This is a genomic window from Pseudoalteromonas citrea (assembly GCF_000238375.3).
Lineage (GTDB): Bacteria > Pseudomonadota > Gammaproteobacteria > Enterobacterales > Alteromonadaceae > Pseudoalteromonas > Pseudoalteromonas citrea.
Window position 1 is genome coordinate 410,178 of sequence record NZ_AHBZ03000022.1, and the last position, 12,972, is coordinate 423,149.

Below are 12,972 nucleotides of genomic sequence, written 5' to 3' on the forward strand. Positions count from 1 at the left end.
CACTTTACCCATGATGCATATAATTTGCGCTTAAATCTAACACCTTTGCTAAATTTAATAACACGACCATTTTTTCACCAACATTTACCAAGCCATGCACATACTGTGCATTGTCTGAATCTTGAAAATCAGGAACATCTTTCGCTGTTTCTTCAGATATACTGTAAACATCAGATACAGCATCAACGACTAAGCCCATAACTTTGTGCTGCTCTTTAATCTCAACAGAAACTACAATTACAACGGTTAAAGGACTATACGCGACGCTATCAATACCAAATCTTAATCTTAAATCCACAATTGGCACTATAGTGCCACGCAAGTTAATAGCCCCTTTGACAAAGGTCGGGGCATTTGGTATCACTGTTGCATCTTCCCAGCCTCGTATCTCCTGAACCGCCAAAATGTCCATACCATATTCTTCACCCGCCATCATAAAAGTAAGGTATTGGTTTTCATCTTGCTGTCCACCCAATATCAATTGCTGATTTAATTCTGCTTGCTCACTCATCATGCAACCTCTATCACCTTTGCTTCAACAAGCAACTCTTGAGAACCAGGCCGCTTTAGACCACTGAGCTTTATAAGGCCACTAATATCGATGATCAGCGACACTCGCCCATCGCCCAAAATTGTCGCGCCAGAAATGCCATCCACCTTTTGATAATTAGCTTCTAAGCTTTTAATCACCACTTGCTGCTGCGCCAATAAATCATCAACCAGTAAACCTACTTTATGATTATCGCTTTCCACAACCACCAACAGCGTTTTATCAAGCTCTTCAATCGCGCCTTTATGAGTAAATATGTCGTAAAGCCGTAAGATAGGAATATATTCATCACGTAACCGCAGTACATCTAAATCTTTACCTACGCGACTCACCTTTGTGATATCAATTTGTAACGACTCGACAATTGAAATTAAGGGAATAATATAGGTATGCTGCGCAACTTTAACTAACTGACCGTCAAGTATTGCCAAGGTTAAAGGCAAACGAATGGTAAACGTAGAACCCACACCCGGCGCTGATGATACTTCCACCGAGCCATTGAGTGCCTGAATGTTGCGCCGCACCACATCCATCCCTACGCCACGCCCTGAGATATCACTCACTTCATCAGCAGTAGAAAAACCAGGCATAAAAATAAGCTCGTTGATTTCATCAGCACTTAATTCATCCTCTGGCTGTACTAACCCATTGGTAATCGCTTTCTCTTTAATTCGCTGGGTATTTAGCCCTTGTCCATCATCCATAATTTCAATGACGATGTTACCACCTTGATGAAAAGCGTTAAGCGTAACAATGCCTACAGGGTCTTTACCTGCAGCAACACGCTCTTCCGGTGTTTCTAAACCGTGATCTAATGAATTTCTGACTAAATGCACCATGGGGTCAGAAATTTTCTCCATCACGGTTTTATCCAACTCAGTTTGCTCACCGACTAATTTTAGTTCGACTTGTTTATTTAGTTTTTGTGATATATCTCTTACAAGCCTCGGGAATCGACTAAACACAAAGCTGATAGGGAGCATTCTGATCCGCATGACATTTTCTTGTAAGTCACGGGTATTGTGAGCCAACTGCGCGAGCCCTTCTTGTAAAGAGGTAATGGTGGTTTCGGTTATTTCTTGTTCGCCAATTTGACTTAGCATTGCTTGCGTTATTACTAGCTCTCCTACCATATTTATCAGAGAATCAACTTTATCAATTCCAACTCGAATAGACGTTGTACTTTGCTCTGCAGGCTTTTTAGTTTCTGCTTTTTTTGTGGGTATCGCTTTCGGCGCGGAAACCGAGCTACTAGATAAACCTGTACTCTGACCCCCTTCTACGGGGGGAGAACTTGACTCGTTTTCTGCCTCATGTTCAAACAAGCCGCCACACACCGTAATTTCAATATGTGCATCATCTTCCACCCATTCGAATATTTCTTTTATTGCGCTTTCAGTACGAGCAGTCGTTAAGAAAAATCGCCAACTTAGGAAGCATTCATCAGGGCTTAAATTTTCAAAGTCAGGTATCGCATCATAAAATACCGTTGTTTCTAACTCACCGAGCTCCGCCAACTCACCGATCATATAAAGAGGTTCATTACCGGTTTTAAACAAATGGGGATGGGGTTTAAAATCAATTTGAAAGGTAGACTCGCTTTCTACTGGCAAGGAAGCTTGTGCATCTTGGTTCTCAGTACTTTCACTCATACCAAGAATAACCTCAAATTTATGACGTAAATCATTAGCGTCACTTAAATCAGGCGTTTGTTCTGCCTGAAGTGCACTTAACAGTGCTCGCAAGCAATCAACAGACTTTAGCAATAAATTCACATGTTCAGCTGTAAGCTGGCGCTGCCCGTCTCGGATTTGATCTAGCAGTGTTTCAAGCACATGTGTAAAATCCGACACTGAAGTAAAACCAAATGTACCACTGCCACCTTTAATTGAATGCGCGGCTCTGAAAATGGTATTGATTGTTTCCGAGTCTTCGGTACCTGGCTCTAAATTTAGTAGCTCAGCTTCCATTGCATCTAATCCTTCAAAGCTTTCTTCAAAGAAAACTTCAAAAAATTGGCTTAAATCAATACTCATAAGGCACTCCTAGCTCAACGAATAACCTTTTTCAACACTGCGAGCAGTTGCTCGGGATTAAAGGGTTTAACAATCCAGCCCGTTGCACCTGCAGCTTTACCTTCCGTTTTTTTATCCAAACCAGACTCGGTTGTTAGCATCAGTAAAGGAGTAAACTTATAGTTGGGTAAGGAACGTAACTCTCGTATCAACGTGATCCCATCCATCACCGGCATATTTACATCAGAGATAACCGCATCAAACCCTTGCTGTTTAGCAATCGCTAGTGCTTCACTGCCATCTTTTGCTTCTGTGACGTCGAAACCTGCTTTTTTTAATGTAAAACCGACCATTTGTCGCATAGATGCTGAATCGTCTACAGCCAAAATCTTTTTCATACTGACCTCTTAATTAACACTATCTAGGGCTAACAACTTTATTAGACCTAACTCATCAACCGCATTATGAAACGCAGTACTTTGCCCATGCCAAACTATTTGATGATTGATATTCAGGAGATGCTTTTGTAATGCACATAGCAGTTGTATTGAGGCAGTATCGGCTCGACTTACCTCCGATATATCAATACAGATGTCATGCTCCACATGCAGTTCTTGGCGAAGCTGTTGATGTAAATCTTCAACTTGACTGATTGTCAATTCAGGTGAAAGCTTTAACATGTGCGCAGCACTGTCCTTGCAAATTTATATTTATAAATTTAGCTTAGACGTAGATGTAAAAAATGCCATAAAAGTTAAAACAAAAAAGGTAAAAATAATTAGCGTGTTAGCGAGAAATCATGAATAAATTAACACGCCAATCTAAAGTCGTCATATCTGCTGGGTTTCAATTAGATTGCGATGATTTTAAAGTCACGCACTAAGGTATGCACGTCGATTAGCGGGATTTCATTCACCGTATATTTTGCTTTAAAAATAGCGGCTAACTCACCTTGCGGGTTAATTAACGCAACCGACGCACTATGATCGACATAATATTCTTGCTCAGTGCTGTTATTAATCGCATATATCAATCCAATATCGCGTACGAATGGAAATAACTGGGCGTGTGGCCCGCTCAAAGCTCTAAATTCATCATCGAAGTAATTTATGTATGCTTGACGCTTTGCTGGCGTGTCACGTTGAGGATCCACAGACACAAACCACACAGATACCGGATAATCTTTTTCTAGTTGCTGGTAAACTTGTGACAGTTTAGCCAACGTCATCGGACATATATCAGGGCAGCTAGTGTAGCCCAAAAAAAGGAGAGTCCATTGATCGTGCAAACTTTTTTCTGTTATTATCTCGCCATTTTCATCATTTAGTGCAAAAGGCTTAACTATTTGAGGGTTTGTATAATGCACGACCAAATCTGATGTTTGCGGCTTTTCAGAACACCCTAACATCAAACACATAATAAAAATCAATAGAAAATAACGCATTAAACAATCCATTTATCAGCAAAAAGAGCGATAAAGAGTAACAGTAAATGGCTAATTGAAAAACGAAAAAGTGCCATCGCTTTCTCATCCGAAGGCCAAAAATACAACCCTATGCTCTTAGCAATAAACCATACATTTAAAATGCTTGAACACATTAAATAAAACCAGCCAGACATAGATATCAGGTATGGCACAACACAAATGAGCGTCAAAACTATGGTATACACAATCATACAAATTTGAGTAAATTGAATACCATGAGTAACAGGAAGCATAGGAACATTGGCGCGTTTATAATCGTTTCGACGAGCAATCGCTAATGCCCAAAAATGTGGAGGTGTCCATGCAAAAATAATCATCACTAATAGCAATGGCTCTGCATCGAGTTGCCCCGTTTCACTCACCCACCCTAATAATGGCGGCATAGCACCGGCTAGCCCACCTATGACAATATTTTGCGGCGTTGCCCGCTTGAGAAATAGTGTATAAACAACAGCATACCCAAGTAATGCCATAAAAGTGAGCACGGTACATAATACATTACTCCAAACAAGCAATATGGATATGCCTATCAAAGTTAACCCACTAGCAAACACCAAAGCATGTCGAACAGATAGGCGCTCGGTTGCAACAGGCCGATGCCGTGTTCGCGCCATTTTTTGATCGATCTCTCTGTCTACTACATGATTAATCGCCGCTGCCGCTGCCGCTAAGCTCCCGATCCCTATGAGACTCATAATTTGCGCAAACCATGTTCTTTCCGTCTCTGGCGCAAGCGCAATACCAACCCAGGCTGTGATCACCAGCATTAACACCACTTTTGCTTTACAAATAGCAATATAATTACGTGCCATTATCCATAACGAAATAGGTGTGCTTTGATTTATTATTAGTGTTTTCATATAGTCTCCTGACACCGACACCTTATTAAAAAGCAAAGCCTAACCATACTCACCAATAGCATGGCAGCCATAAAGTTATGGAAAAGAGTTAATAATAAAGGGAATTTTAGATGTACAATTGCAGAGCCAACCGTTAACTGAACAATCAGTAGTATTACCACCCATAACACTGCAATTTTAAACGTTTTACTCACTGCTACTCGATAAAGTCGCCATGCCATGGCAAAAATAGCTAATGCTGTAACAAGTGCCCACAGCCGATGAACAAAATGGATAGACAACCTCGTGTCGAAGGGTAGTACGCCATATTCATAATTTTCTTTACCAAGTGGCAAGTGAAACAGGCTCTCTAGAGAAAAAAGCTCAATATTGTTGCACACAGGTAGTCCGGTACAATGAGGAGCGGCATAATTAGCAGCAACCCATCCCCCCAACGCAATTTGTATGCTCAATATAATCAATACACCCACCACCCAATTAAAAGAGTTGGATACTTTATCATTGAGCAACACGTGGCTATCTGTCACTCTAAAATACAATAATGACAAGAGCGCTAAAATACTAAAACCTCCGAGTAAGTGCCCCATTACAATAAATGGTTGTAAATTCAGTGTCACAGTCCACATACCCAAAGCGCCCTGGAACACAATCAATACAACAAGCAGAGCCACAAGCCTTACGGGTAATACATTCTGCTTTTTATTACGTAGGGCAATAATACAAAGAAATACAATGAGCAACCCCAAGCAACCAGCAAAATAGCGATGTACCATTTCTATCCACGCTTTCTTTGGCTCTAATTGGCTATTTGGAAACAATGACTCGGCAAGTAAAACATCTTTTGCGTGTGTAGGCACTGAGACAAAGCCATAGCAGCCTGGCCAGTCAGGACACCCCAGTCCCGCGTTACTCAAACGTGTATATGCGCCTAAAGTAACCACGACCACAGCAAGTAAACAACTAAACAATGCAATTCTTCTATAGTTCATCGTCATACTCCTTAGCTGCTACGCGCATAGTTAAGTAATTTCTTTAAATCTTTTAGCATTCCTTTATGGCGCATTCGATTTTCCTGAACATCCAAACTCGGTGGGTATTCAAGGACGACCAACCCTCTATGGTCAATCAAATATAAATTGCCCGGTTCTAAATTCTGCTGATTGGGATAGCTCACCGCATTTCCAGACTTAAACTCCCTGCCAAATACAGCTAAATTGACACGCAGTTGGTTCTTTCCGAGAGCCGTATGAATATTTACTAAATCATTCAACTGCCGCTCACAAGGATTTTGACAATTAGCCGGGGCATTTAGCGCAATAGTCCACAAAACATCAGGGGATTGCTGCCAATCAGAAATCGTGATCTCACCCTCTACAAACTTGCCACTATTTGTGGCACTTTGCGGCAACCAATTCAAAGAAAGCACAGTGTATGCAAGCAATAAGGGGACCGCACAACATAAGAGGAATAACCACATAGGTTTGTTTTTCATCATCATTACAGCTCCTTTCTTTGGTGTAAAAAGTACCCTATGACTGCCGCCGATAGCCCTATGAGTAACCACTGTAATGCATAGGCTCGATGTTTTTGTGGCGACATAACCACAGCTTTATAATGGGGTATTGCCACTGCGACCGTATTACCGAGTTGATAAGTCACAAATGGGTAAATTGTGAGCCCCGTGATTGTTGAAAAGTAGGATAAGTCTAGGTATTGAAGCAAATTATGAGATTTTGTGCTCATTGCAGGCTGCGTGGCTAGCGTGAACCCTTTAATATCTTTACTTTTGATCTGTAGCTCAAGCTCAACGTCCTCTTCTGGCAAGCGTATATTTGGTAACGTTCGAAGTGCTGGCGCTGCGATAAAACCCAAGTTCACCAACAAAACATCATTTAAACGATTTGCTTGAAACAAAGTGATCAGGTCATACCCAGGTCTCCCTGCAACTATTTTATTATCTAGAAACCACACTTTTTCCGTAATAAAAGATCCTGAAACTTTGAACTTAGCGCTATGAATAGCATCGACTGAATCAGCAAACATCGCTTCTAGTCGTGCCTCCTCCTGTGTCAAAATAACACCTTCTTGGCCAAGTAAAAGTGCTTTATTCTCAGCCCTTTGCCATTGCCACATAGCCAATGATAAACACACCACGACAATGACAAAAACAGCCGTAGTTGCCAAAAGTGAACTAAGCTTGTATTTACTTACTTCTCGCATATAGGCTCCTAAAATGTTGGTCAAATTTATTATCGTTTTTTTATTGTTATTTATCTTATTCAACTTATTTAGAGCGCTTTACTTAATGGTGTCTAATAACCAATCTGGCAAACCAATGTCACATTATTTAGGCCGTAGAGTGCTTTACTCAGCCCTAGTCATTGCGCTCATTTTAAGCAGCGCATTTTTCGGATTTATTCCTCTCAATAGCAATCCCGTCATTACAAAACATACACAAATACAAACAAGCATAGCCATACAACGTCCACAAAGTGCCAATACCAAGCAGCCGCCTGAAAAGCAAAATGCTGCTTTGAATCCAAATGCCCCTTGAAAATGCGCAGGAGCACAATAAGTAACATTAGGGTTCCGAGCGTTACATGCATGCCATGAAAACCCGTTAGTAAGTAAAAAGTATTGCCATAGAGGCCTGACTGTAATGTTAAATTTAAATCGTTGTAGGCATGTCTGTACTCTTCAACCTGCAGCCCTAAAAACACAATACCAAGTACCACGGTTAAGCTTAGAAATACTTTTAGTTTCAAGCGCTCATCACGCTCCATAGCCACATGTGCAAAATGCAATGTCACTGAAGACGTTAATAAAATAATGGTATTAATTAGCGGTAAGCCCTGCCAGCCCATGGCATTGGTAGTATCACCACCTGGAGTTGTAAGAAGCGGCCAAGCGGCCTCAAAGTTTGGCCAAAGCACCTCATAAGTCATAGCATTATTACTAGCACCCCCCAACCAAGGGACAGATAAAACACGTGCATAGAACAGTGCGCCAAAGAATGCCAAAAAAAACATCACCTCAGAAAAAATAAACCAACTCATGCCTTGTCGAAACGAACGATCCATTTGTGCTGAATATAAGCCCTTTTGAGATTCTTCAATCACATGTTTGAACCAACCAAACAACATGTATATCAAAATACCAATACCGCCATACAAAATGTAGCTACCACTTGAAGCTGCAGAATCAATTTGCATCACCGTTAAGCCCGCGCCGACAGCAATTAAAAACATGGCGACTGCGCCTATGATTGGCCATTGACTCTGCTCTGGCACAAAGTAGTTCTCATATTTTTGGTCCACAATTTTCTCCTAACTTGCCCCGCTATTTACGGTAGCAGCATTAATATTGGCTTGTACTGAATCACTAATATCGAATACGGTATATGACAGGGTTAATTCTTTAACATCCGCAGGCAACTCAGTATCTACATAAAACAATAATTTAAATTCAAGTTGTTCACTGGGAGCAAATGCTTGTTTATCAAAACAAAAGCAAGCCATTTTATGTAAATATTTGGCGGCTTTCCCAGGTGATACCGACGGCACTGCTTGCATCACTCGCGCACTACCACTTAAATTTTGAGCAAAAAAAGTAACTTCTGTCATTTCCCCTGGTTTCACTTGCACCATGTATTGCTGAGATTTCACAGCAAAAGGGGCGCTCTGTTGCGCGTGAGTTGTAAAACTCACATCAACCATTCTTGAATTAAGAACTTTTTGACTTTGTTCGGCCACTTCCATGCTTGGTTTGCCATTGAGACCAGTTACATCACAAAAGACGTCGTAAAGCGGTACTAACGCGAAAGCAAAAGCAAACATTGCTACTGCACTCAATAGTAACTTCTTTAATAACGCGTCATGTTCCATTACTTCACCTCTGGTGGTGTGCTAAATGTATGATAAGGCGCAGGAGAAGCGACTTCCCATTCAAGGCCTTCAGCTCCTTCCCAAACCTTATCTGGAACCGACTCACCGCCACGAGCACACTTATAAACCACCACCACAAATAACAACTGCGATAGACCAAAAGCAAAGCCGCCAATACTGATAATTGCGTTAAAATCGGCAAACTGCAGAGCATAGTCAGGGATCCGGCGCGGCATGCCTGCAAGACCAACAAAGTGCATAGGAAAAAACAAAATATTCACACTCACTAACGACAACCAAAAATGCCACTTCGCCAAAGTAATATTAAACATGTGACCAGTCCATTTTGGCAGCCAATAATACGCGCCGGCCATTATTGAAAAAACAGCACCTGTGACCAATACATAGTGAAAGTGTGCCACCACGAAATAGGTATCATGATATTGAAAATCAGCTGGAGTGATAGCCAACATCAATCCAGAAAAGCCTCCGAGTGTGAACAAAACAATAAATGCAATTGAGAACAGCATTGGAATTTCAAAGGTGATGGAGCCGCGCCACATCGTTGCCACCCAGTTAAAAACTTTGACACCAGTGGGAACCGATATCAGCATCGTCGCATACATAAAAAATAGCTCACCAGCCAATGGCATACCGGTAGTAAACATATGGTGTGCCCACACAACAAATGAAAGCAACGCAATGGATGAAGTCGCATATACCATAGAGGCGTAACCAAACAGTTTTTTACGAGAAAAAGTGGGAACAATGGTCGAAATGATGCCAAAAGCCGGCAGAATCATAATATATACTTCTGGGTGCCCAAAGAACCAGAATATATGTTGAAACATCACTGGATCACCACCTCCAGCTGCGTCAAAAAAACTGGTGCCAAAATACTTATCCGTCAATACCATCGTCACAGCGCCAGCTAAAACGGGCATAACCGCAATCAATAGAAATGCCGTGATCAACCATGTCCAAACAAACAACGGGAGCTTCATCCAGGTCATTCCCGGCGCTCTGAGGTTAACGATGGTTACAATCACATTAATTGCGCCCATAATTGAACTGATCCCCATGATATGGACTGCAAATACAAATAACGCAGTATTATCATTACTATACGTTGTAGATAACGGGGCATAGAATGTCCAACCAAAAGCAGGCCCACCCCCTTCCATAAATAGCGACATGAGCAAGATAGAAAAAGCGAATGGTAAGATCCAAAAGCTCCAGTTGTTCATTCTAGGCAATGCCATATCTGGCGCGCCTATCATCATCGGTATCATCCAGTTGGCCAACCCAGTGAAAGCTGGCATAACAGCTCCAAACACCATGATTAAGCCGTGTACTGTTGTCATCTGATTGAAAAAGTGCGGGTCGACTAACTGTAACCCTGGCTGAAATAACTCAGCTCGGATCACCATCGCCATTGCGCCGCCTACAATGAACATAGTCAAAGAAAAAATTAAATATAACGAACCGATGTCTTTATGATTGGTCGTGTACAGCCAGCGCTTAAATCCTTTTGGCGTGTGGTGCTGGTCATGATTGTGGTCTTGAGAATCTACCAATGTACTCATTGCTCTTTCTCCTTAGTCGCGTCTATTTCTGCTTGTATTTGACTAGGCTGAATTACTTCACCAGTATCATTCCCCCAACTATTACGCTTATAAGTGATCACCCCCGCAATCTGTTTAATCGACAGTTGTTTGCCAAAGGCTTGCATCGCAGTACCTGGGCGGCCATTGAGTAAAATATCAATATGTGGTTTTAAGTCACCTTGAACCAGTGCACTGCCCTTCATCGCAGGAAAGACCCCGGGCAAGCCTAACCCTGTAGGCTGATGGCATGCTGCACAATAACCCATATAAACCTGCTCCCCGACAGCCATTAACTCCTCTTTGCTCAATGTTTTATCAAGCAAGGCTGCGCTAGCCTCTGCCTGTTGCTGCTTTTCTATTTGTGCCTCAGCAAGCCATAATTCAAATTCTTCAGGCGCTCTGGCATCAACAACAATAGGCATAAAGCCATGATCTTTACCACACAGTTCAGCGCACTGTCCCCGGTATATCCCCGCTTCATTTACATTGGTCCAAGCTTCATTAATAAAGCCAGGGTTAGCATCTTTTTTAACTGCAAAGTCAGGGACCCACCAAGAATGAATTACATCATCTGAGGTCATCAAAAACCGAACTTTCTTACCTGTAGGAATAACTAATGCCTTATCAACTTCGAGTAAATAATGCTCTCCTTTCTCTTCTAAGTCATTCATTTGCTCCCGAGGGGTAGACAGAACCGAATAAAAATCAACATCATGTCCCATATATTCATAATGCCATTTCCACTGTGAACCAGTTACTTTGATGGTGAGATCTGCCTTGCTCGCGTCTTCCATGGCAATCAACGTCTTAGTTGCAGGGATGGCCATTACGACAAGAATAATAAATGGAATAGCAGTCCACAAAATTTCGACTTTCGTACTTTCGTGAAACTGCGCAGCAATTGCGCCTTTTGATTTTCGATGGTGGATAAGTGCCCAGAACATCACCGCAAAAACGATGACGCCAATGACACAGCAAATAAGAAATATTGTCATATGGAGTTGGTAGACATTTTGGCTGATGTCCGTAACTCCTTTACGCATGTTGTAATCGCTGTTACTCGTTGCTCCAAAAGACATAAGCAAGGCAAATAAGCTTACAACAGCATGGCATGCTTTCATGTGACGCCCCTTTATTTTACGCTAGTAAATGACCCTTTCACTAAAAATGCGCATCATGTTTTTATTATCGGATGACTGTCATTAGCTACGACCTAGGTCGAAGACTACACTGTGTGACTATTAACCAATTAGTCAATAATTAAACAATTAGCAAGTTTTGGGGTGTTTTTAGACGAATTGAAGGGAAGTTATTGAATTTAAGTAAATGAATTTCTAAGTACTAAAAATGAAAAGGGCATATTCATGCATGAATATGCCCTTTAACTATATGAAGTTGCGGCTAACAAGGAGAATTACATCCAGTTACCATTTCTAATCACACCAACAGCTAAACCTTCTATCGCAAAGGATTCATGCTCTAAGTCAACTTCAATCGCAGAAAACTCGTCATTCTCTGCATGTAAAAATACGCGCTTACCTGCTTTTTCCAATCGCTTAACTGTCACATCCTCTTCTACGCGAGCAACAACAACTTGTCCATTCTCTGCAACTTGAGTTCGATGAACAGCTAACAGATCTCCATCAATTATCCCGATATCTCTCATGCTCATACCATTGACACGCAACAAATAATCAGCCGCAGGCTTAAATAATGCGGCATCCACCTGACAGTGACTTTCAATATGCTGCTCAGCCAAAATCGGCTCTCCAGCAGCAACACGACCTATCAAGGGTAGACCTAATTGCTCCGGCTCTTCTTCTACTGGCAGACGGATCCCTCTACTCGCACCCGGTACCATTTCAATTACACCTTTTTTAGCCAAAGCTTTTAAGTGCTCTTCCGCGGCGTTTGCGCTTTTAAACCCTAACGCATCTGCAATTTCTGCTCGCGTTGGTGGCATCCCCGTATCTTTGATGAAAACTTTCACCAATTCAAATACTTGTTCTTGTCTTTTTGTCAGAGGTCGCATATAACTGGTTTTCCATACAGTACATTTACTGTGAGTATATACAGTTACATAAAAATCGCAAACGTTTCGTCCATAAAACTATACACATGACAAAACATAAATAATGCCATGAGGTTTTCTTGCAATGTTAGCTTGGTCGTGAGCGGTTCTATAAAAATATTGTCGGTGATGAGACTGAGATCGAGTTTGTATAAATCGGAATAAAAATGGCCGGTGAGTAATCCATGGCTCTAAAATAAATGTAGATAGGTCATTTTAAAAATTTAAACACAAAAAACCCGCTGTATCTCTACAGCGGGTTGTTCTTATTTGGTGCCTGGCAATGTTCTACTTTCACATGGCAACTGCCACACTATCATCGACGCTGTTTCGTTTCACTTCTGAGTTCGGCATGGGGTCAGGTGGGTCCAAAACGCTATTGTCACCAAGCAAATTCTTTGCTTTGTTTTTATTTTTATATATTTTCTAAATTAGGTGCCTGGCAATGTTCTACTTTCACATGGCAACTGCCACACTATCATCGACGCTGTTTCGTTTC

At 41.5% G+C, this 12,972-nt stretch carries 15 protein-coding genes and 1 rRNA gene; 1 reads left to right on the top strand and 15 read right to left on the bottom strand.

Features of this window, described 5'->3' with window-relative positions; all coding sequences use genetic code 11:
• Positions 1 to 4: 4 nt before the first annotated feature.
• The 9 genes from PCIT_RS16190 to PCIT_RS16230 all read right to left on the bottom strand — a co-directional run bounded on the left by PCIT_RS16190 (position 5) and on the right by PCIT_RS16230 (position 7,131).
• Positions 5 to 514 carry a chemotaxis protein CheW gene (locus PCIT_RS16190; RefSeq protein ID WP_010366367.1) on the bottom strand — a complete coding sequence of 170 codons (510 nt, stop codon included), beginning with the start codon at positions 512 to 514 and terminating at the stop codon, positions 5 to 7.
• Positions 511 to 2,586, bottom strand: a complete 2,076-nt coding sequence (locus PCIT_RS16195; RefSeq protein WP_010366365.1) for a chemotaxis protein CheA — start codon at positions 2,584 to 2,586, stop codon at positions 511 to 513. Before PCIT_RS16195 ends, PCIT_RS16190 begins: the two co-directional genes overlap by 4 nt.
• A gap of 14 nt (positions 2,587 to 2,600) precedes the next feature.
• Complete coding sequence (locus tag PCIT_RS16200; RefSeq protein ID WP_010366363.1) at positions 2,601 to 2,963, bottom strand: response regulator; 363 nt, start codon at positions 2,961 to 2,963, stop codon at positions 2,601 to 2,603.
• A 9-nt stretch (positions 2,964 to 2,972) separates the two neighbouring features.
• Positions 2,973 to 3,245, bottom strand: coding sequence for an STAS domain-containing protein (locus PCIT_RS16205; protein WP_010366361.1), 273 nt, complete (start codon positions 3,243 to 3,245; stop codon positions 2,973 to 2,975).
• A 170-nt stretch (positions 3,246 to 3,415) separates the two neighbouring features.
• Complete coding sequence (locus PCIT_RS16210; protein WP_010366359.1) at positions 3,416 to 4,009, bottom strand: SCO family protein; 594 nt, start codon at positions 4,007 to 4,009, stop codon at positions 3,416 to 3,418.
• On the bottom strand, positions 4,009 to 4,911 hold the full coding sequence (gene cyoE / locus PCIT_RS16215) for a heme o synthase (protein WP_010366357.1): 903 nt from the start codon (positions 4,909 to 4,911) through the stop codon (positions 4,009 to 4,011). The genes PCIT_RS16210 and cyoE overlap by 1 nt, the downstream gene beginning before the upstream one ends.
• Complete coding sequence (locus tag PCIT_RS16220) at positions 4,908 to 5,906, bottom strand: COX15/CtaA family protein (protein ID WP_040698077.1); 999 nt, start codon at positions 5,904 to 5,906, stop codon at positions 4,908 to 4,910. Before PCIT_RS16220 ends, cyoE begins: the two co-directional genes overlap by 4 nt.
• 5 nt (positions 5,907 to 5,911) lie before the next feature.
• Positions 5,912 to 6,403, bottom strand: a complete 492-nt coding sequence (locus PCIT_RS16225; RefSeq protein WP_040698087.1) for a hypothetical protein — start codon at positions 6,401 to 6,403, stop codon at positions 5,912 to 5,914.
• Between the two features lie 5 nt (positions 6,404 to 6,408).
• On the bottom strand, positions 6,409 to 7,131 hold the full coding sequence (locus tag PCIT_RS16230; RefSeq protein WP_010366352.1) for an SURF1 family protein: 723 nt from the start codon (positions 7,129 to 7,131) through the stop codon (positions 6,409 to 6,411).
• Positions 7,132 to 7,144: 13 nt separating this feature from the next.
• On the opposite strand from PCIT_RS16230, the gene PCIT_RS16235 reads away from it, so the two are divergent.
• Positions 7,145 to 7,465 (top strand): DUF2909 domain-containing protein, encoded by a 321-nt coding sequence (locus PCIT_RS16235; RefSeq protein WP_084622691.1) that lies wholly within the window; start codon positions 7,145 to 7,147, stop codon positions 7,463 to 7,465.
• Here the strand turns inward: PCIT_RS16235 and PCIT_RS16240 are convergent.
• The 6 genes from PCIT_RS16240 to rrf all read right to left on the bottom strand — a co-directional run bounded on the left by PCIT_RS16240 (position 7,353) and on the right by rrf (position 12,863).
• Entirely contained in the window at positions 7,353 to 8,228 is an 876-nt protein-coding gene (locus PCIT_RS16240) for a cytochrome c oxidase subunit 3 (RefSeq protein WP_010366351.1), read from the bottom strand. The two genes, PCIT_RS16235 and PCIT_RS16240, sit on opposite strands and share 113 nt — an antisense overlap.
• A 9-nt stretch (positions 8,229 to 8,237) precedes the next feature.
• Positions 8,238 to 8,795, bottom strand: coding sequence for a cytochrome c oxidase assembly protein (locus tag PCIT_RS16245; protein WP_010366349.1), 558 nt, complete (start codon positions 8,793 to 8,795; stop codon positions 8,238 to 8,240).
• Positions 8,795 to 10,381, bottom strand: a complete 1,587-nt coding sequence (gene ctaD, locus PCIT_RS16250) for a cytochrome c oxidase subunit I (protein ID WP_010366348.1) — start codon at positions 10,379 to 10,381, stop codon at positions 8,795 to 8,797. The genes PCIT_RS16245 and ctaD overlap by 1 nt, the downstream gene beginning before the upstream one ends.
• Positions 10,378 to 11,523 carry a cytochrome c oxidase subunit II gene (coxB, locus tag PCIT_RS16255; protein ID WP_010366345.1) on the bottom strand — a complete coding sequence of 382 codons (1,146 nt, stop codon included), beginning with the start codon at positions 11,521 to 11,523 and terminating at the stop codon, positions 10,378 to 10,380. Before coxB ends, ctaD begins: the two co-directional genes overlap by 4 nt.
• 293 nt (positions 11,524 to 11,816) lie before the next feature.
• Complete coding sequence (gene lexA, locus PCIT_RS16260) at positions 11,817 to 12,434, bottom strand: transcriptional repressor LexA (protein ID WP_010366343.1); 618 nt, start codon at positions 12,432 to 12,434, stop codon at positions 11,817 to 11,819.
• 314 nt (positions 12,435 to 12,748) lie between these two features.
• Positions 12,749 to 12,863 (bottom strand): 5S ribosomal RNA (gene rrf, locus PCIT_RS16265).
• Positions 12,864 to 12,972 lie beyond the last annotated feature (109 nt).

What these genes read in the sequence shown, in the direction of transcription:
- PCIT_RS16190 (WP_010366367.1), bottom strand. Translation starts at nt 514, where the DNA reads ATGATGAGTGAGCAAGCAGAATTAAATCAGCAATTGATATTGGGTGGA.
- PCIT_RS16195 (WP_010366365.1), bottom strand. Translation starts at nt 2,586, where the DNA reads ATGAGTATTGATTTAAGCCAATTTTTTGAAGTTTTCTTTGAAGAAAGC.
- PCIT_RS16200 (WP_010366363.1), bottom strand. Translation starts at nt 2,963, where the DNA reads ATGAAAAAGATTTTGGCTGTAGACGATTCAGCATCTATGCGACAAATG.
- PCIT_RS16205 (WP_010366361.1), bottom strand. Translation starts at nt 3,245, where the DNA reads ATGTTAAAGCTTTCACCTGAATTGACAATCAGTCAAGTTGAAGATTTA.
- PCIT_RS16210 (WP_010366359.1), bottom strand. Translation starts at nt 4,009, where the DNA reads ATGCGTTATTTTCTATTGATTTTTATTATGTGTTTGATGTTAGGGTGT.
- cyoE (WP_010366357.1), bottom strand. Translation starts at nt 4,911, where the DNA reads ATGAAAACACTAATAATAAATCAAAGCACACCTATTTCGTTATGGATA.
- PCIT_RS16220 (WP_040698077.1), bottom strand. Translation starts at nt 5,906, where the DNA reads ATGACGATGAACTATAGAAGAATTGCATTGTTTAGTTGTTTACTTGCT.
- PCIT_RS16225 (WP_040698087.1), bottom strand. Translation starts at nt 6,403, where the DNA reads ATGAAAAACAAACCTATGTGGTTATTCCTCTTATGTTGTGCGGTCCCC.
- PCIT_RS16230 (WP_010366352.1), bottom strand. Translation starts at nt 7,131, where the DNA reads ATGCGAGAAGTAAGTAAATACAAGCTTAGTTCACTTTTGGCAACTACG.
- PCIT_RS16235 (WP_084622691.1), top strand. Translation starts at nt 7,145, where the DNA reads ATGTTGGTCAAATTTATTATCGTTTTTTTATTGTTATTTATCTTATTC.
- PCIT_RS16245 (WP_010366349.1), bottom strand. Translation starts at nt 8,795, where the DNA reads ATGGAACATGACGCGTTATTAAAGAAGTTACTATTGAGTGCAGTAGCA.
- ctaD (WP_010366348.1), bottom strand. Translation starts at nt 10,381, where the DNA reads ATGAGTACATTGGTAGATTCTCAAGACCACAATCATGACCAGCACCAC.
- coxB (WP_010366345.1), bottom strand. Translation starts at nt 11,523, where the DNA reads ATGAAAGCATGCCATGCTGTTGTAAGCTTATTTGCCTTGCTTATGTCT.
- lexA (WP_010366343.1), bottom strand. Translation starts at nt 12,434, where the DNA reads ATGCGACCTCTGACAAAAAGACAAGAACAAGTATTTGAATTGGTGAAA.